This window comes from Cellulomonas sp. CW35, from assembly GCF_052378485.1.
Taxonomy (GTDB): domain Bacteria; phylum Actinomycetota; class Actinomycetes; order Actinomycetales; family Cellulomonadaceae; genus Cellulomonas; species Cellulomonas uda.
This window is the reverse complement of record NZ_CP199000.1, coordinates 170,993-188,057: the sequence shown is the minus strand read 5'-3', so window position 1 is coordinate 188,057 and position 17,065 is coordinate 170,993. Positions and strand designations below refer to the sequence as shown.

The window sequence follows — 17,065 nt, the reverse complement described above, 5'->3', positions numbered from 1 at the left end:
CGCGCCGACGACGGGCCGTCCACAGACCCGGGGGTGCGGCGCCGCGCCGTGGCGACGGACGGTGCACCGTGACCCGCATGCCGCGACGTCCCGGATCCAGCAGCGCAGTCCTTCCCGTCCCCCGGCCCGTCGTCGTGCACGCCGACGAGCACCCCTCGTGGGTCGTCGCGCGACAGGTCGCCGCCGGCGCGTGGACCCGGGCCGGGTGCGGCGTGTACGTGCCGGCGGGCGTGAGCGACCCGCGCGCGCTCGTCGTCGCCCGCGCCGCGGGGGTGCACCGCAGGACGCGTGCGCGCCACGTGCTCAGCCACACCACCGCCGCCGTGCTGCACGGGCTGGCGCTGTGGGAGGTCGAGCCCGTCACGCACCTGCGCCACGCGCACCGGGGCAGCGGGAGCGCGGACCCGTCGGTCCGGCACCACCGGCCGCTGCCCCCGGACGAGCACGTCACGGACGTGATCGGACTACCGGTGACCGACCTGGCCCTCACGGTGCGGGACTGCCTGGCGGCACTGCCCCCGCTCGCGGGTCTGGTGGTGGCGGACAGCGCGCTGCGCGCCGGGCTCCCCCGGTCCCGGCTCGAGGAGCTCGTCACCGCGGCGCGCGGGCTGGGCAGCGCGCGGGCGCGACTGCTCGCCGCGCTCGCCGACGACGGGGCGGAGTCGGCGCGCGAGAGCATGACCCGGTTCGCGTTCCTGCGTGCCGGCTGGCCACCGCCGCTGACCCAGGTGCGTGTCGCGACACCGCGCGCCGTGTACTGGGCGGACCTCGGCTGGCCGGACTGGCGCGTGGCGGTCGAGTACGACGGGATCGGCAAGTACGCCGACGCCCCGCGTCACAAGCTCCTCGAGGAGAAGCTGCGGCGCGACGCGTTCGCGGAGGCCGGCTGGCAGACGGTGCACGTCACCGCGGCGGACACGCTCACGACGATCCTCGACCGCACCCGCCGCGTCCTACCGCCCGGCGCCCTCCCGCCGACGCCCCGCCCCCACCCCCTGCTGTCCCCCCTCACGGGCCGCCGCTGACCTGCCGCCCAGGGGAGTCGCGCGTCTGGTGGTGGTTCGCGCATCTGATGGTGGGACGCGCGGATGACTGCGCGACCGACCACCGGACCCGCGACCACGCCGGGGGGGAGGGGCGGGCCGGTGGGGGCGGCGGGTACGTTGGGCCGGTGGGGGATGTCGTGCGGCACGTGGTCGGGGTCGTGCGGCAGATCGGTGAGTGCGGGGGCGGGCGGCCCGTGCGGGTCGGGGTCGACGGGGTCGACGGGGCCGGGAAGACATGGTTCGCCGACGGGCTCGCCGACGCGCTGCGCGCGGCGGACGTCCCTGTGGTGCGGGTGTCGGTCGACGGTTTCCACCACCCCGCGCGCGAGCGGTACCGGCGAGGCCGGACCTCGCCGGAGGGGTTCTTCCTCGACTCCTACGACTACGCCGCGCTGCGCCGCGAGGTGCTGGTGCCGCTCGGCCCGGGCGGCGACCGGCGGTACCGCACCGCGGTGTTCGACCACCGGTCCGACGAGCGCGTCGACACCCCGCAGCGCGTCGCACCGGACGACGCGGTGCTCGTCGTCGACGGGATCTTCCTGCACCGCGACGAGCTCGCCGACCAGTGGGACCTCTCGCTGTTCCTCGACGTGCCGTTCGCGGAGACGTTCCGCCGCATGGCGGTGCGCGACGGCTGCCCGCCCGACCCGCAGGACGCCCGCAACCGCCGGTACGTCGAGGGGCAGCGGCTCTACCTGAGCACGTGCGCGCCCGCGCAGCGCGCCACGCTCGTCGTCGACAACACCGACCCCACCGCACCGGTGCTCCGCGCACCCCTGCCGGACGCGAGTCCGGGACGGTAGCCAGGACGCCGGGCGTCAGGCGACGAGCGCGCCGAGCAGCGCCGAGACCCCCACACCCAGGAGCACCCACGCGACCATGCTGCCGACGAGGTAGCCGACGAACGCCGCGCGGCGGCCGGCCGAGCCCTCGAACCGCGGGGCGGGCGCCCACCGGACGGTCTCGACGAAGCGGCGCACCCGGACCGAGGTGGCGACGGACGGGCGGGCGGGACGGGCAGCAGGGGACAGGGTGACGGCGGACACGACGAGCTCCTCGTGGGATGTTCTGACCAGGGGCCGGGGTCTCCGGCTCTCGTGATCGTCCCACGGGTCCGGCGGGCCGACCAGGGCCTTGGGTCCCCGGCGCCGGGTATCGTCGCACGGTGCTGCGCCGGACCGTGGAACTGCTCGTGCCCCGCCGGCTGGGCGTCCCGTTCCGCTGGGTGCTCGCGTCGTCGTGGACGACGAACCTCGCGGACGGGCTGGTGCTCGCGGCGGGACCGCTGCTCGTGGCGTCGCGCACCGACGACGCGTTCCTCGTGGCGCTCGCCGCGACGGTGCAGTGGCTGCCGCCGCTGGTGTTCGGGCTGTGGGCCGGTGCGCTGACGGACCGGCTGGACCGGCGACGGCTGGTCATCACGGTCGACGTGCTGCGGGCGCTCGTCGTCGCGGCGCTCGCGGTGGCCGTGGCGGTGGACGCGGCGCCCATCGCGCTCGTGCTCGCGGCGCTGTTCGTGCTGGGCACCACGGAGACGTTCGCGGACAACGCGTCCAGCACGCTCGTGCCGATGCTGGTGCACCGCGACCACCTCGCGGCGGCGAACCAGCGCATCCAGACGGGCCTGCTGACGGTCAACCAGATGGCGGCCCCGCCGATCGGCGCGGCGATGTTCGCGGCCGGTCAGGCGGCGCCGTTCGCGGCGTACGGCGTGCTGGTGCTCGCGGGCGCGGTGCTCATCTCGCGGCTGCGGCTCCCGCCGCACGGGCGTGCTCGCGCGGAGCGCACGCACATCCGCGCGGACATCGCCGAGGGCGTGCGCTGGGTGGTGCACCACGCGGCGGTGCGCACGCTCGTGCTGACGATCCTCATCTTCAACGTCACGTTCGGCGCGGCCTGGGCCGTGCTCGTGCTGTACGCACGCGAGCACCTGGGGATGGGCGCGGTCGGCTTCGGCGTCATCACGACCGTGCAGGCCGTCGGCGGGCTCGTCGGGACCTCGGCGTACGGCTGGATCACGCGGCGGGTGTCGCTCGCGAACCTCATGCGCATCGGCCTGGTCATCGAGACGCTCACGCACCTCGCGCTCGCGCTCACGTCGACCCCGTGGGTCGCGCTCGTCATCTTCTTCGTGTTCGGCGCGCACGCGTTCGTGTGGGGGACGACGAGCATCACGGTGCGCCAGCGCGCGGTACCGACCGAGCTGCAGGGGCGCGTCGGGTCGGTGAACCTCGTGGGGGTGTTCGGCGGGTTGGTCCTCGGCTCGGCGATCGGCGGGGTGCTCGCGCGCGAGTGGGGGGTGACCGCGCCGTTCTGGTTCGCGTTCGTGGGGTCCACCGTGTTCGTCGTCCTCATCTGGGGGCAGCTGCGGCACGTCGCGCACGCCGACGAGCAGCCCGCGCCGGTCACCGACGCGGAGCCGGGACACCCACCGACGTAACCCTGGGCCCGCCCGGGACACTTCCAGGTGTGAGCACAGCCCAGCCGAGCGACGCGCAGCGGTTCTCCGACCTGTGGGACCGCTACGCCCCCCGCATCCAGGCGTACGCGCTGCGCCACGTCGACCGTGACGAGGCGCCCGAGATCGTCGCCGAGACGTTCCTGGTCGCCTGGCGGCGGCTCGCGGACGTGCCCGGCGAGCCGCTCCCGTGGCTCCTCGTCGTCGCCCGCAACACCGTCGCGTCCCACCGCCGTTCGCGCCACCGCGCGCGTGTGCTGTCCGACGAGCTCGCTCGTCTGCACGCCGTCGTGGCCCCCGCCTCGTCCTCCGCGGACGAGGTCGTCTCCGAGCGTGACGCGTTGCTGCGGGCCCTGGCGGCCCTCACCCCGGTCGAGCGGGAGGCCCTCCTGCTCGTCGCGTGGGACGGGCTGCTCCCCGCGCAGGCGGCCCGCGTGGCCGGTTGCTCGGTCTCGGCGTTCAAGGTGCGCCTGCACCGCGCCCGTCGCCGTCTCGACGGCTCGCTCGCCTCGCAGAGCGACGCCGACGACCCGGCGCCTTCGCCCGCCGCGCGCTCCGCACTCACCCTCGTCACCCCGGAAGGCTGACATGACCTCCTCGACCACGGACCGCCTCGCCGCGCTCCGCCCCACGGACCCGATCGACCCGGACGGGCTGAGCGATGCGCACCGCCTGGTGACCGCACGCATCGCGGCCGACGACGTGCCCACGCTCGCCGACCGCGCGCCGCGCCGCCGGCCCCGCGCCGCACGCCTGGCGCTCGTCGGCGTCGCGGCCGCCGCGGTGGCCGCCGTGCCGCTGCTCGTCCCGAACCCGACCGACTCCGCGGCGTTCGCGGGTTGGACCGCGGTGCCGGCCACGCTCGGCCCCGACGAGCTCGCGGCGGCGGGCGACGCGTGCCTGGCGCTGCGCACCGACGCCGCCGCGGGTGCCTCCGGCACGGACCTGCCGCTCAACCTCGACGGCGCGCGCCCCGTGGTCGCCGACCGCCGGGGCGCCACCACGTTCGCCGTCCTGAGCTCCGACGCCGGCCTCCAGTCGTGCCTGATCGGCCCGCGCGTGCGCACGTCGGTGACCGCGACCGACGCGGGTGGCTCGGCGTTCGTGGACGGCACGGGGTCGTCGGACGGCGAGCAGGTGGGGCTGGGCTTCGTCGGTGAGGACACGCTGCCGGGTGACGACGGTGCGTCGTTCGTCTCGGCCGGTGTGCAGAACGTCGGGTCGGACGAGCCGTGGGGCTTCGCCCTCGGGCGCGTCGGGGGTGACGTGGCGGCCGTCGAGGTGCGGCTGAGCGACGGGTCGACGCTCGAGGCGAGCGTCGCGGACGGCGTGTGGGCCGCGTGGTGGCCGTCGGACGAGACCGTGCGGGAGGTGCGACCGACGCTCGCGGACGGGACCGCCGGCACGGCGGCGGAGCTGGACCGCTTCACCGTGGACGTGCGTCGCGCGGGCGAGGAGCCGCCCGCCGAGGACGTCGTCACGGAGGTCGCGGAGGACTGACCGCGCGGCGCGGGTCACCGGCGCAGCCGACGTGACCCGCGCCGCCCCGTCAGGACGCGACGAGCAGCACCAGCAGCGTCGCGTTGAGGACGACGACGAGCGCGACGACCACCACGAGCGCCACGTGCAGCGGCGTGCGTGTGCGCGCCTCGCCCATGACGTCACGGCTGCGCGTGAACCGCACGAGCGGGATCACGGCGAACGGGATGCCGAAGCTGAGGACCACCTGGGAGACGACGAGCGTCCACGTCGGGTCGGCACCGAGGGCGAGCAGCAGCACGGCGGGGATGATCGTCACGACGCGCCGCACGAGGATGGGGATCCGCCGGTGCAGGAGACCGGCCATGATCGTCGCGCCGGCGTAGGCCCCCACGGACGTGGACGCGAGGCCGGAGGCGAGCAGCCCGACCGCGAACGCGAGCCCGACGACGGGCCCGAGCGCGTCGGTGATCGCGGCGTGCGCACCCTCGATCGAGTCGGTGCCCGGCTCGCCCCGCAGGCCCGCGGCGGCGAGCAGCAGCAGGCCGATGTTGACGATGCCGGCGACGACGAGCGCGATGCCGACGTCCCAGCGAGTCGCGCGCAGCAGCCGGTCGCGCCACGGCCCGGGCTCGGCGTGCCCGTGCCGGTCTCGTGCGAGCGCGGAGTGCACGTAGATCGCGTGGGGCATGACGGTGGCGCCGAGCATCGAGGCGGCGAGCAGCACGGAGTCGCTGCCCTCGAACCGTGGCACGAGGCCGGACAGCATGCCGCGCGCGTCGGGTGGCGAGACGACGAGCCCGGCGAGGAACCCGATGGTGATGACGGCGAGCAGCGCGACGACGACGTGCTCGAACCGCCGCTGCCCGTAGCGGTCCTGCGTCGCGAGCAGGACGAGCGACACGGCACCGACGACCACGCCGCCGAGCCACAGCGGGAGCCCGAACAGCAGGTGCAGCGCGATCGCGCCGCCGACGACCTCGGCGACGTCGGTCGCGGCGGCGACCAGCTCGGCCTGCGCCCAGTACGCGAGGCGCGGTCCGCGGCGCAGGCGCGCGCCCAGCACGTCGGGCAGCGACCGGCCGGTGACGAGGCCGAGCTTGGCGGACTGGTACTGGACGAGCACCGCCATGGCGTTGGCGGCGACGAGCACCCACAGCAGCAGGTAGCCGTAGCGCGCCCCGGCGGTGAGGTTCGCGGCGACGTTGCCCGGGTCGACGTACGCGATGGCGGCGACGAACGCGGGTCCCAGGAGCACGGCACCGCCGCGGCGGCGCGGCACGTGGGGCCGCTCGTGCGGCGTGCGCGCGACGGTGGGCGCGTCGGCCATCCGGCTCTCCTCGTCCAGAAGTTCGGTCATCCGAACTCTAGCGCGGACAGCCGGGCGCGCACCCCTGTACTCCGACGCGTTCCGCCCGGACGGGCTACGCCGCCGCGACCGCCCGCGTCCACGTCCCGTCCGCGCCCGGCGCGAACCCCACCCGCCGGAAGTAGTCCCGGTTCGTCGCGAGCGGCTCCACCACCAGCCGGTCGAACCCCCGCTCGCGGAACACCCCGCTGCGCCGGTACACGAACTCCCCCGGCGTGAAGTCGCGGAACCGCGGCGTCACGTAGTCGAGCAGCACCCGCGCGGTGCGCGCGCCCTCGTCGCGCAGCTGCACCACCCCCACGGTCTCGTCGCCGCGCACGACGAGGAACGCGGCCGTCGCCCCCGCACCCGCCGCGCCCGCCGCGCTCGTCGGACGCACCACCGGCGACGGCGCGAACCGCGCGATGTCCGCCGCGTGCACGTCCAGCACACGCTGCAGGTACGCGTCGTCGGGCGCGACCTCGACGACCTCGTACGCGGCCTCGTCGTGCCGCTCGCGCAGCAGCCGCCACAGCCAGTACACGTCGATGACCGCGATCGCGCCGTTCATGGCCGCGAACGGCCACACGTCGATCACGACGTTGTAGACGGTCGCGATCGCCGCGCCCGCCAGGTTCAGCACCCGGAAGCGCAGCACGCGTGCCTGCATCAGCGACACGACGACGAGCACCGAGCCGATCCACCCGACGACCTCGAGCCAGTTCATGCCCCGAGGGTAGGCACCGATTTCCGGTGGCGCCGGGGACCTTCGCGCGCGCACCCTGTCCACATGGTGAGCATCCGGGAGGTACCGGTCACGGCCTCGGCGACGGAGCCGGGGGCCGCGCTGCTGCGCGGGTACACGGAGGCGGTCAACGAGGTCAACCGCGACGTGTGGGGCAACGACGACTACGCGCGCACGGCCGCCGAGCTGCTCGAGTCGTCGCGCCCGCAGCCGTACGAGAGGACGATCCGGCTGGTCGCCGTCGCCGACGACGCGCCCCCGGACGACGAGGTGCGGCACGAGCACGTGCTCGGCACCGGCCTGCTCTTCCTCCCGTTGCAGGAGAACACGGCCTGGGCGTACGTCGGCGTGGTGGTGCGACCCGCCCACCGGCGCCAGGGCATCGGCGGCGCCCTGTACGACGAGGTGCTGCGGCTCGCCCGCGCGCACGGCCGCACCACGCTCATGGCCGAGACCGACCACCGCGCCGAGCCGCCCGAGGGCCCGACGGCCCGCTCGGCGACCACCGGCTCCGGACGTGTGCCCGTCGACGACGCCGGCGTACGGTTCCTCGCCGCGCGCGGCTGGGCGCTCGAGCAGGTCGCGCGCCGCTCGGTCCTCGAGCTGCCCGTCGACCCCGACACGCTCGAGTCGTTCCGCGCCGATGCCGCGCGGGCCGCCGGCGACGCGTACCGCGTCGTCACGTGGGACGAGCACGTGCCCGACGAGCTCGTCGACCAGGCCGCGGCGCTCTACACGGAGATGAGCGTCGCCCCGCCGCTCGGCGGGCTCGACTACGAGCAGGACGTGTGGGACGCGAAGCGTGTGCGCACCCTCGAGGACACGCACGACGCGCGGGGCATCCGCTCGTGGACGGTGGCTGTGCAGCACGTCGCGACCGGCCGGCTCGCCGGCTACACGACGCTCGAGGAGATCCCCCCGGTGCGCGACCTCGTGCACCAGGAGGACACGCTCGTCGCCGAAGGACACCGCGGCCACCGGCTGGGGATGCTGCTCAAGGCGGTCAACCTCCAGCGGCTCGCCGAGGTCCGCCCGCAGGCGCGGCGCATCGACACGTGGAACGCCGAGGAGAACGACCACATGCTCGCGATCAACATCGCTCTCGGGTTCCGCCCCGCGGGCTGCGCGGGCGAGTGGCAGCTCAAGGTCGCCTGACCACCGGGCAGTGCCCCGTGGTGGGCCCCGACGAGCCGGGGACGTCGAACGGCCGGCGACGCGAGATGCGTCACCGGCCGTTCGTGCGTCCCGAGCCGCGTGTCAGGACTCCTGGGGGTCCTGGGGCTCGTCGACCGGGGCGTCCGGCGTCGCGCCGCCGGCCCCGCGGGCCGTGGGCTCGTCCGCCAGCAGGCGGTACAGCTCGCGGCGGGCCGCGTCGATCGCGGCGACGGCCCGCTCCACCTGCTCCAGCGTGCCCGCGCGCGCGACCTGCTCGGCCGCACCCGCGAGGGTGTCGATCGCGCGGCGCAGCGCCCGCCCGGGGTGCTCGGGCCGCTCGCTCGCGGCCTGCCACGGGTCGCCGAGCTCGTCGGCGCGCTGCGTCACGTACGTGCCGCCCGCCTCGGTGAGCCGGGCCAGCTTGCGGCCCGACTCACGCTCGATGCTCACCAGACCCTCGTCCTCGAGCGCCGACAGCGCGGGGTAGACCGCGCCCGGGCTGGGCCGCCACCGCCCCTCGGTGCGCTGGGCGATCTCCTGGATGAGCTGGTAGCCGTGCATGGGCTGCTCCGCGAGGAGCAGCAGGATCGCCGCGCGCGTGTCGCCGCGCCCGGCCCGGCCGCGGTGGCCGCGGGGGCCGCCGAAGCCGTGCGGACCGCCGGGTCCGAAGCCGAAGCCCGGCCCGCCCGGGCCCTCGGGCCAGCCGCCGCGCGGACCGAAGCCGCGACCGCCGCGACGCCCGCGCCGCGGCCCGTCCCAGCCGTCCGGGACGTCCGCCCAGGGCCCGCCCTCGGGCCGGCGTCGTCGTTCGCCGCGCTCGCGGCCGGTGATGTTCTCGATCGGGTCGGGGCGCTCGTCGCGCCGCCCGCACCCTGCGTGATCGTGTCGCATCGGGGTGCCTCCTGGAGGTTCGTGGATGCGCCGGTGTTCCGGCGACGCGCTAACGATATATCGCCAATACATCGTCCACAACCCCTTCCGCGCCATCCACCCCGCGACCGACGACGACCCCGCCCTTCCTCCGCCTCTCACGCCTCTGAGCCGGAGCAACCCCGGGGTCGACCGTCGCCCTGTCGCGAGACCGCCATCGCTCGCCGTATCGCGCCCCTGACCCGGAGCAACCCCGGGGTCGACCGTCGCCCTGTCCGCGAGACCGCCATCGCTCGCGGTATCGCGGCGCTGACCCGGAGCAACCCCGGGGTCGACCGTCGCCCTGTCCGCGAGACCGCCATCGCTCGCGGTATCGCGGCGCTGACCCGGAGGAAAGGCGGGGTCGTGGAGCGGGGCGGGGTGGGGGTGGGCGGGGTCGGAGACGGGCGGGGTCGGAGGCGGGGGCGGCCTAGACTTCGGGGGCGTGATTCCGTTCGGGGTGGCGCTGGCCGCCGGCGTGGTGGCCGCCTGGCACGTGCGGCGGTTGCGCCGGCGCGGTGAGCGCGGCGTGCTGCTGCTCACGTCGGGCGCGCTCGTCGTCGGCCTCGTCGCGCTCGGCGTCGGGGCGTGGCACTGGCAGCAGGGCCGCGCGGCGTACCTCACGCTCGTCCTCGCGTTCGTCGTCGCGACGATCCTGGGCCGCCACGACGAGCAGCCGGGCGCCGACGCCCCGCCCCCCGGCTGACGGGCGGCTGACGGGCGGCTGACTGGCGCCTGACAGGCGACTGCCGGGTCGCCGACGACCGGCGCGTCAGCCCGTGGTGACCAGCGGCTCGTGCACGCCGACCGACCGCCACCACGCCTGCCAGCGCGCGGCGACCTCGGCGAACTCGTCGTCCTGCACCCCGTACACGGACAGCACGGCGGTCACCGTGCCGTGCGGCGGGTGGGCCCCGATGGGCGTCTCGAGCACGACGAGCAACGAGTCGCTCGGCCCGTGCAGCCGCACCCCCACCTGGTGGTCGGTCTTGTAGAGCAGCGTGCCGCCGAGCATCGACCCGTCCGGACGCTGCGCCTGCAGGTGCCCCCCGACGGGCACACCGCGCACGCCGTGCAGCCCGAGCCGGTCGAGCAGGCGCGTGCGGCGCTCACCGGCGTCGGCGTCCTGCACGACGAGCGTGCGGCGGTCCTGGCCGGGCTGGTGCGTGAGCGCGAACTGGAGCTGGTGGACGTCGGCGATCCACCGCTCGTCGACCTCGTCCATGTTGCCGTCGAACCGCACGGGCAGGGCGTCGTGGCTGCGCCGCGTGACGACGAGGCGCGTGCGGTGCGGCGCGTGCGCGGCCGCGCTCACGCGCAGGACGTCGTGGTTGGGCCAGGTGAGCGTGTGGGTGGTGGAGTCGTGCTCGACGTCGCGCCGCTCGATCGCGGTCTCGACGAACGCGCGCGCACCGGGGTCCTGGCCGCCGGCGTCCGGGCCGTACCACCGGCCGACGAGCGCGGGCTCGCGCAGGTGCTCCCACACCGTGGCGAGACCTGCGGGGATCTCGAGGGACACGACCTCTCGACGGTCCAACGTCATGGCGCTCACCTGCCCGTCTGGTTCGTCGTCTCGGACGCTAGCCCCGCGACCAGGTGCGCGCACGTCGGCCCGGTCGCCGGGCGAGGGACGGGCGGGCGTCAGCCCGCCGGCGGGGACGGGGCGGGAGCCGGGGGGAGGACGACGACCGCGCCGGGCGTCGCCTGCAGGTGCACCGCGGTGCCCGGAGCCGGGAGCAGACCGGCCGGTGCGGTGGCGGTGACCTCGCCGACGCCGGGGACCTCGACGTGCAGCGCGGGTGTGCCGCGCCGCGTCCGGACCGCGAGCACGACGCCGTCCACCGGCGCAGCGGGCGCGGTCGTGCGCGAGGTCGTGGGTGAACCGGCTGCCGAGGTCGGGGACGGCGTCGCGGGGGGGACGACGACGAGCGCGCCCGGCGCTAGCGCGAGCGTCGACGCCTCGTCGGGCACGTCCCCGGCGGCCGCGCGCACGGTGGCCGGCGCGTCCGCGGCGACGACGAACGCCTCGTACCCCAGGAACCGGGCGACGTCCTCGCTTGCCGGCGCGCGCCACAGCTCGGCGGGCGCGGCGACCTGCAGCAGACGCCCGGCGGACATCACGGCGACGCGGTCGGCGACGACGAACGCCTCGTCCTGGTCGTGCGTCACGAACAGCGCGGTCGTGCCCGTGGCGAGCAGTGCGGCGCGCAGGTCGAGCGCGAGGCGCTCGCGCAGCGAACGGTCCAGCGCGGACAGCGGCTCGTCGAGCAGCAGCAGGCGCGGTGCGGGGGCGAGCGCGCGGGCCAGGGCGACGCGCTGACGCTCACCACCGGACAGCGTCGCGACCGACCGTGCCCCCGCACCGGGCAGCCCGACCAGCTCGAGCAGCCGCTCGACCCGCGCCGCGACCTCCGCGCGCGGCCGGCCGGCCAGCCCGTAGGCGATGTTCCCCGCGACGTCGCGGTGCGCGAACAGCTGGCCGTCCTGGAACATCAGGCCGAAGTCGCGCCGGTGCACGGGCTCGTCGGCGACGGACCGCCCGTCCCACGTGACGTCGCCGCCCGCGAGCGGCTCGAGCCCCGCCACCACGCGCAGCAACGACGACTTGCCGCACCCGGACGGGCCGAGCAGCGCGAGCACCTCGCCGCGCGCGACGTCGAGGCTCACCCCGTCGACGGCGGTGGTGCCGGGCAGCCGGCGGCGCGCGGACGGGTAGCGCACGACGACGTCGCGCACGCCCAGCCCGCTCGAGGCGGGCCTCGGGGCTGCCGGCGCCGGAGCGACGCCCGCCGCCGTCGTCGGGACGCCCGTCGTCGGGACGCCCGTGCTCGTGCTCCCCGTGGTCACCACTCGCCTCCCTCTCCCGCGCGGCGCAGCCGCTCGCACACCGCGACGACGCCCGCCGTCAGCACCGCGAGCACGACCGACGCGGCCAGCGCCGCACCGTACGACTCGGGCCCGGGCCGGCCGATGAGCCGGAAGATCACGACGGGCAGCGTGGGCCGGTCGGGCCGCGCGAGGAACGACGTCGCGCCGAACTCCCCGAGCGACGCGGCGAACGCGAACCCGACGGCGAGCCCGAGCGCCCGCCCGGCCAGGGCGAGGTCGACCGAGCGCAGCACCCGTCCGGGTGCGGCGCCGAGCGTCGCGGCGGCCTCGCGCAGCCGTGGGTCGATGGCGCGCAGCACGGGCAGCACGGTCCGCACGACGAGGGGGACGGCGACGACGGCCTGCGCGACCGGCACGAGCAACGGCGACCGGCGCAGGTCCAGGTCGAGCCCGAACGGCTGGTGCATCGCGAGCAGGAACCCGAACCCGACGGTCACGGCGGACACCCCGAGCGGCAGCATGAACAGCGCGTCCATCCCGGCGACGGCGCGGCGCGCGGCGGGCCGGCGCGGGCGGCGGGACACGACGAGCGCGACGAGCCCGCCGACGAGCAGCGCGAGGAGCGTCGCGTCGACGGCGGTGCGCAGCGACGTGAGCGCGGCCTGCCAGACGGTCACGGTGACGCCGCCGCGCACGCTGGACAGCGCGACGTAGTGGTCGAGCCCCCAGCGGTCGCCGACGCGCAGCGAGCGGACGACGAGGTTCACCAGCGGCAGCGCGAGGAGCGCGACGACGAGCGCGGTGACGAGGGCCGCGGCACGCTCGAGCCCCAGCCCGTCGTCGCGGGGCTCGCCGGCGCGGCGGCGCAGCCGCAGGGGCCGCACGGCGGTCCCGGTGCTCGCGAGCGGGAGCGCGCGCTCACGCCGTGCGCGGGCCCGGTTCGCGGCGAGCAGCGCGACCACGACGACGACGAGCTGCACCACGGACAGCACGGCGGCGGCGCGCAGGTCGAGGAACTGGGTGGTCTGCACCCAGATCTCGGTCTCGACGGTGCCGTAGCGCAGCCCGCCGAGCACCAGCACGGTGCCGAACGCGGTCGCGCAGAACAGGAAGACGAGCGACGCGGCGGACGCGATCGCGGGCGTCAGCGCGGGCAGGGTGACGGTGCGCAACGCACGCCACGGCGTCGCGCCGAGCGCCCGGGCGGCCTGCTCGGCGCGCGGGTCCAGGCGCTCCCACATGCCGCCGACGCCGCGCACGACGATCGCGTAGTTGAAGAACACGAGCGCCGCGACGACGGCGGCGAACGTGCCGTCGAGGTGCAGGAACCCGAGCGGCCCGTTCTCGACGAGCAGCGACCGGAACGCGACGCCGACGACGACGGTCGGCAGCACGAACGGCACGGTGACGAGCGCGCGCACCGCGGCGCGGCCCGCGAACCGCCGCCGGTACAGCACGTACGCACCGGGCACGCCGAGCAGCACGCTGACGGTCGTGGCGAGGCCGGCCTGCGCGAGCGTCTGCCCGATGATCCGCCACGTGCGAGGACGCGCGAACACGTCCGCGAACCCCGACAGGTCGAGCCGCCCGTCGCTCACGAACCCCCGTCCGGCCATGACGGCGACGGGGTAGGCGAAGAAGACGACGAGGAACGCGAGCGGCACGAGGACCGCGACGGTCCAGGCCGCGCCCCGACCGAGCCCCGCTCCCCGCACGCGCACGCGGGCCGTCGGGCGCGCGGGCCCGACGGTCGGTGCGTCGCGCACGGGGCGCGGGAGCTCGGTCGTCGCGGTCATGTCAGCCGATCACGGTCTGCGACCACGTCGAGAGCCACACGTCGCGGTTCGCGGCGATGTCGCCCGGTGCGACCTCGAACGGGTGCTCGGCCAGCGGCGCCCACAGCGTCCACTGCGCGGGCAGCACGACCTGCGAGCTCACGGGGTACATGTACATCGAGCCGGGGATGTCGACCTGCACCTCGTAGGACAGCAGGTAGTCGAGCAGCGCGCGCGCACCCGCGGGGTTCTCGGCGCCCGCGAGCACGCCCGCGTACTCGACCTGCCGGAAGCACGTGTCGAGCAGCGCCGAGGTCGTCGGCTCGTCGCCGCCCTCGGGGACGGTCGACGGCGGCGACGACGCGTAGGACAGCACGATGGGCCGCGGCCCGCCGCCGCCCCCGCCGGAGAAGTCCGTGAAGTACGCGTCGGACCAGCCGTCGGCGACCTTGAGCCCGTTGTCGACGAGCGCCTGCCAGTACTGCGGCCACTCGTCACCCTTGGCGCCGATGGTCGCGAGCAGGAAGGCGAACCCGGGTGAGGAGGTCACCGCGTTGGGGACGACGAGCAGGTCCTCGTACGCGGGCTTCGTGAGGTCGTCGAGCGTCGTCGGCGGCTGCAGGTCGTGCTTCGCGAACCACTGCTCGTCGACGTTGAGGCACACGTCGCCGAAGTCGACCGCGGTGAGCGCGCCCGCGTCGTCGCCCTCGACCGCGAAGCCGATCGCGTCGTCCGCAGCGTCGCCCTGCGACCGGTACGGCTCGAGCACGCCCTCGGTGAGGGCGCGGGACGCGAACGCGTTGTCGATCCCGTACACGAGGTCACCCAGCGGCGCGTCCTTGGTGAGGACGAGCTGGTTGACGAGCGCGCCGGCGTCGCCGGGCTGGACCACCTGGACCTCGACGCCCGTGGCGTCGGTGAACTTCTCGAGCAGGCCGTCGGACAGCGCGAACGAGTCGTGCGTCACGAGGGTGACGGTGCCGCCGAGCTCGGCGGACGGGTCGGCGCCGGCCGTCCCCGTCGTGCCCGCGGTGGGGGTGCTGCCCGGCCGCGTGCTCTCGTCCGCGATCGCGCAGCCCGCGAGGACGAGCGCGGGGACCAGCAGGCCGCCGAGCAGCGCGGCCGTGCGGCGGGTGGGTCGGGATGCGCGGGTGCCGCGCACCGTCGGACCGGTCATGCGTTCTGCCTCCTGGCGTCGTCTGCGAGGAGGGGTCCACCACCTCGTCGCACCGAGGACCCCGGCACGACGAGGCGGAGGTGAGAAGTCCCGACTCCCTACGCCGGTATCACCCGGATCAGGTTCGAGGGTCTGCGGCTGTCCCGCACTCTCAGCGCCCTGGTGTCAGCCCGGCGCTCCCCTGTCGTTCAGGGGTCGATGCTACCCGCGCCCGGACGCCGAGCGGCGCGCGCGGACCGCCCGTGGGCGGTAGCGTCGGCGTCCATGGCAGGCAAGCCCTCGACCCCCGTCCTCGCGAAGCTCGTCGGACTCGCCGCGGCCGCCGCGGCGGCGTGGGCGGCGAACCAGGTGATCGCCCAGTCCTGGCAGGCCGCGCGCGGCCACAAGCCGCCGAAGGCGGAGGACCCGGGCGACTCGCAGCTCGCGGAGATCCTCGTGGCCGCGGCGCTGTCCGGTGCGGCGGTCGCGGTCGCTCGTGCGCTCGCGACGCGCGGCACGGCGCGCTTCGCGGTGAAGACCGACATCACCGACTGAGCCGGCCCCCGTCCCGTCGCCCGGCGCCCCGGCGTCAGGGGTGCAGGTCGGGCGCCTGCGTGATGCCGAAGACGTCCCGCAGCGCGCGCCGCGCCGCGAACCAGCCGCCGAGCCCGTGCACGCCGGGTCCGGGCGGGGTCGAGGCCGAGCACAGGTACACGCCGTCGAGCCCGACGGCGTACGGGTCGAGCCGCGGGGTGGGCCGCGCGACCATCTGCCACATGGTGACCGCGCCGGACGCGATGTCCCCGCCGACGTAGTTCGCGTTGTGGCCGGACATCCGCGCGGCGGGGACGCACCGGCTCGCGACGACGAGGTCGCGGAACCCGGGCGCGTACCGCTCGACGTGCGCGGTGACCGCCTCGGTCACGTCGACGTCCGACCCGGCGGGCACGTGCGCGTACGTCCACAGGGGACGCAGGCCGTCGACGACGCGCGTCTCGTCGACCACCGCGGGGTCGCTCAGCAACGTCATGGGCCGCTCGGGGTGCTGCCCGCGCGCGACCTGCGCCTCGGCGTCGGCCATCTCCCGGCGCGTCCCACCCAGGTGCACGGTGCCCGCGAGCGCGACCTCGGGGTCCGTCCACGGCACCGGCCCGGAGAGCACGAAGTCGACCTTGCTGGCGCCGTCGCCGTACCGGAACGCGCTCAGCGCCCGCCGCGCGCGAGCGGGCAGCTCGTCGCCCAGCACCTCGACGACCGTGCGCGGCGTCGTGTCGAACAGGTAGGCGTGCGCGCCCGGCAGGTCGGCCGCGGTGCGCACCGGGTGGTCCGTGAGGACCTGACCACCGTGCGCCTCGAGGTCGGCGCGCAGCGCGTCGGTGATGGCGCGCGAGCCGCCGCGCGGGATGGACCAGCCGGACCCGGCGTGCGCGAGCGACGCGAGCAGCAGCGCGGTCCCGGCCGCGGCGAGCGACGGCAGCGGGGTGCTCGCGTGCGCCGCGACACCCGTGAGCAGCGCGGGTGCGAGGTCCCCGGAGAACCGCCGGTCCCACGCACGGGTGCCCTGCTCGAGCACGGCGAACCCGAACGCCGCCGCGCTCGGCACGCCGCCGGGGAGCAGGCCGGGCGGGACCGAGCGCTTGTCACCGAGCGCGAGCCGCACCACGTGCGGCCAGTGCTCCGACAGCCGCCCGACGAGCGCACGCCACGCGGGCCCGTCCTCGCCGAGCGCCTCCACCGTGCGGTCCAGGTCGCGGTACGCGAGGCCCGACCGCCCGCCGGGCAGGGGCTGCGCGTACGAGACCTCGGGGGTCAGGAGCTCGACGCCGCGCGCGGCCAGGTCGAAACCGCGGAAGAACGGCGACGCCCACGCCATCGCCTGCACCGCCGAGCACACGTCGTGCACCACGCCCGGCGCGAGGCCCAGGTCGAGCGTGCGCGCACCGCCGCCCGCGTCGGGCTGCGCCTCGAGCACCGTGACCTGGAGCCCGGCGCGCGCGCACGTGACCGCGGCCGCGAGGCCGTTGGGTCCGGCGCCCACGACGACGACCTCGGTGTGACCCTCGCCGCGCCCGCGCACCTGCGACCCCTCGCCTCGCCCGTCCAGGAACCCCGCCATCCAACCACCACGGCGCGACCCGCGAGCGGTGGGCGTGCGCGAGGGCGAG

Annotated in this window: 17 protein-coding genes and 1 riboswitch; of the genes, 8 read left to right on the top strand and 9 right to left on the bottom strand. The window is 76.1% G+C overall.

Annotation, left to right across the window (positions count from 1 at the left end; genetic code table 11):
• The first annotated feature begins 77 nt into the window (after window positions 1-77).
• The gene (locus tag ACT17Q_RS00820) at window positions 78-1,025 is read left to right on the top strand and encodes a hypothetical protein (protein WP_444664044.1); all 948 of its coding nucleotides are present in this window, start codon (window positions 78-80) and stop codon (window positions 1,023-1,025) included.
• A gap of 146 nt (window positions 1,026-1,171) precedes the next feature.
• A complete protein-coding gene (locus tag ACT17Q_RS00815; RefSeq protein WP_444664042.1) occupies window positions 1,172-1,849 on the top strand; it encodes a uridine kinase in 678 nt (225 codons plus the stop codon).
• 15 nt (window positions 1,850-1,864) lie between these two features.
• Here ACT17Q_RS00815 and ACT17Q_RS00810 read toward each other — a convergent pair whose 3' ends face one another.
• Entirely contained in the window at window positions 1,865-2,092 is a 228-nt protein-coding gene (locus ACT17Q_RS00810) for a chemotaxis protein CheW (protein WP_444664040.1), read from the bottom strand.
• Between the two features lie 119 nt (window positions 2,093-2,211).
• On the opposite strand from ACT17Q_RS00810, the gene ACT17Q_RS00805 reads away from it, so the two are divergent.
• Genes ACT17Q_RS00805 through ACT17Q_RS00795 form a run of 3 tightly spaced genes read left to right on the top strand, consistent with a single transcriptional unit; the run spans window position 2,212 to window position 5,004 of the window.
• On the top strand, window positions 2,212-3,486 hold the full coding sequence (locus ACT17Q_RS00805) for an MFS transporter (protein WP_444664038.1): 1,275 nt from the start codon (window positions 2,212-2,214) through the stop codon (window positions 3,484-3,486).
• A gap of 29 nt (window positions 3,487-3,515) precedes the next feature.
• Entirely contained in the window at window positions 3,516-4,091 is a 576-nt protein-coding gene (locus ACT17Q_RS00800; RefSeq protein ID WP_268532497.1) for an RNA polymerase sigma factor, read from the top strand.
• A 1-nt stretch (window position 4,092) separates the two neighbouring features.
• Window positions 4,093-5,004, top strand: a complete 912-nt coding sequence (locus tag ACT17Q_RS00795; protein ID WP_444664036.1) for a hypothetical protein — start codon at window positions 4,093-4,095, stop codon at window positions 5,002-5,004.
• A 49-nt stretch (window positions 5,005-5,053) separates the two neighbouring features.
• On the opposite strand, the gene ACT17Q_RS00790 is transcribed toward ACT17Q_RS00795, so the two are convergent.
• Together ACT17Q_RS00790 and ACT17Q_RS00785 are read right to left on the bottom strand one after the other, a co-directional pair.
• The gene (locus tag ACT17Q_RS00790) at window positions 5,054-6,343 is read right to left on the bottom strand and encodes an Nramp family divalent metal transporter (RefSeq protein ID WP_444664034.1); all 1,290 of its coding nucleotides are present in this window, start codon (window positions 6,341-6,343) and stop codon (window positions 5,054-5,056) included.
• Window positions 6,344-6,407: 64 nt separating this feature from the next.
• The gene (locus ACT17Q_RS00785) at window positions 6,408-7,058 is read right to left on the bottom strand and encodes a hypothetical protein (RefSeq protein WP_444664032.1); all 651 of its coding nucleotides are present in this window, start codon (window positions 7,056-7,058) and stop codon (window positions 6,408-6,410) included.
• Window positions 7,059-7,121: 63 nt separating this feature from the next.
• Here ACT17Q_RS00785 and ACT17Q_RS00780 point away from each other — a divergent pair, with 63 nt between their 5' ends.
• Window positions 7,122-8,231 (top strand): GNAT family N-acetyltransferase, encoded by a 1,110-nt coding sequence (locus ACT17Q_RS00780; protein WP_444664030.1) that lies wholly within the window; start codon window positions 7,122-7,124, stop codon window positions 8,229-8,231.
• 102 nt (window positions 8,232-8,333) lie between these two features.
• On the opposite strand, the gene ACT17Q_RS00775 is transcribed toward ACT17Q_RS00780, so the two are convergent.
• Window positions 8,334-9,122, bottom strand: a complete 789-nt coding sequence (locus ACT17Q_RS00775; RefSeq protein ID WP_444664028.1) for a PadR family transcriptional regulator — start codon at window positions 9,120-9,122, stop codon at window positions 8,334-8,336.
• A gap of 463 nt (window positions 9,123-9,585) precedes the next feature.
• Between ACT17Q_RS00775 and ACT17Q_RS00770 the strand changes: the two genes are divergently transcribed.
• A complete protein-coding gene (locus ACT17Q_RS00770) occupies window positions 9,586-9,846 on the top strand; it encodes a hypothetical protein (RefSeq protein ID WP_444664026.1) in 261 nt (86 codons plus the stop codon).
• 66 nt (window positions 9,847-9,912) lie between these two features.
• On the opposite strand, the gene ACT17Q_RS00765 is transcribed toward ACT17Q_RS00770, so the two are convergent.
• From ACT17Q_RS00765 to ACT17Q_RS00750, 4 genes are all read right to left on the bottom strand, one after another.
• Window positions 9,913-10,683 carry a hypothetical protein gene (locus ACT17Q_RS00765; protein ID WP_444664024.1) on the bottom strand — a complete coding sequence of 257 codons (771 nt, stop codon included), beginning with the start codon at window positions 10,681-10,683 and terminating at the stop codon, window positions 9,913-9,915.
• A gap of 98 nt (window positions 10,684-10,781) precedes the next feature.
• On the bottom strand, window positions 10,782-11,882 hold the full coding sequence (locus tag ACT17Q_RS00760; protein ID WP_208405369.1) for an ABC transporter ATP-binding protein: 1,101 nt from the start codon (window positions 11,880-11,882) through the stop codon (window positions 10,782-10,784).
• Window positions 11,883-11,983: 101 nt separating this feature from the next.
• Window positions 11,984-13,765, bottom strand: a complete 1,782-nt coding sequence (locus ACT17Q_RS00755; protein WP_444664022.1) for an ABC transporter permease — start codon at window positions 13,763-13,765, stop codon at window positions 11,984-11,986.
• A 1-nt stretch (window position 13,766) separates the two neighbouring features.
• The gene (locus ACT17Q_RS00750) at window positions 13,767-14,921 is read right to left on the bottom strand and encodes a thiamine ABC transporter substrate-binding protein (protein ID WP_094181320.1); all 1,155 of its coding nucleotides are present in this window, start codon (window positions 14,919-14,921) and stop codon (window positions 13,767-13,769) included.
• Between the two features lie 78 nt (window positions 14,922-14,999).
• A riboswitch (TPP riboswitch) is annotated at window positions 15,000-15,114 on the bottom strand.
• A gap of 71 nt (window positions 15,115-15,185) precedes the next feature.
• Here ACT17Q_RS00750 and ACT17Q_RS00745 point away from each other — a divergent pair.
• Window positions 15,186-15,455, top strand: coding sequence for a DUF4235 domain-containing protein (locus tag ACT17Q_RS00745; protein ID WP_444664020.1), 270 nt, complete (start codon window positions 15,186-15,188; stop codon window positions 15,453-15,455).
• Between the two features lie 34 nt (window positions 15,456-15,489).
• On the opposite strand, the gene ACT17Q_RS00740 is transcribed toward ACT17Q_RS00745, so the two are convergent.
• A complete protein-coding gene (locus ACT17Q_RS00740; RefSeq protein ID WP_444664018.1) occupies window positions 15,490-17,016 on the bottom strand; it encodes a phytoene desaturase family protein in 1,527 nt (508 codons plus the stop codon).
• Between the last annotated feature and the right edge of the window lie 49 nt (window positions 17,017-17,065).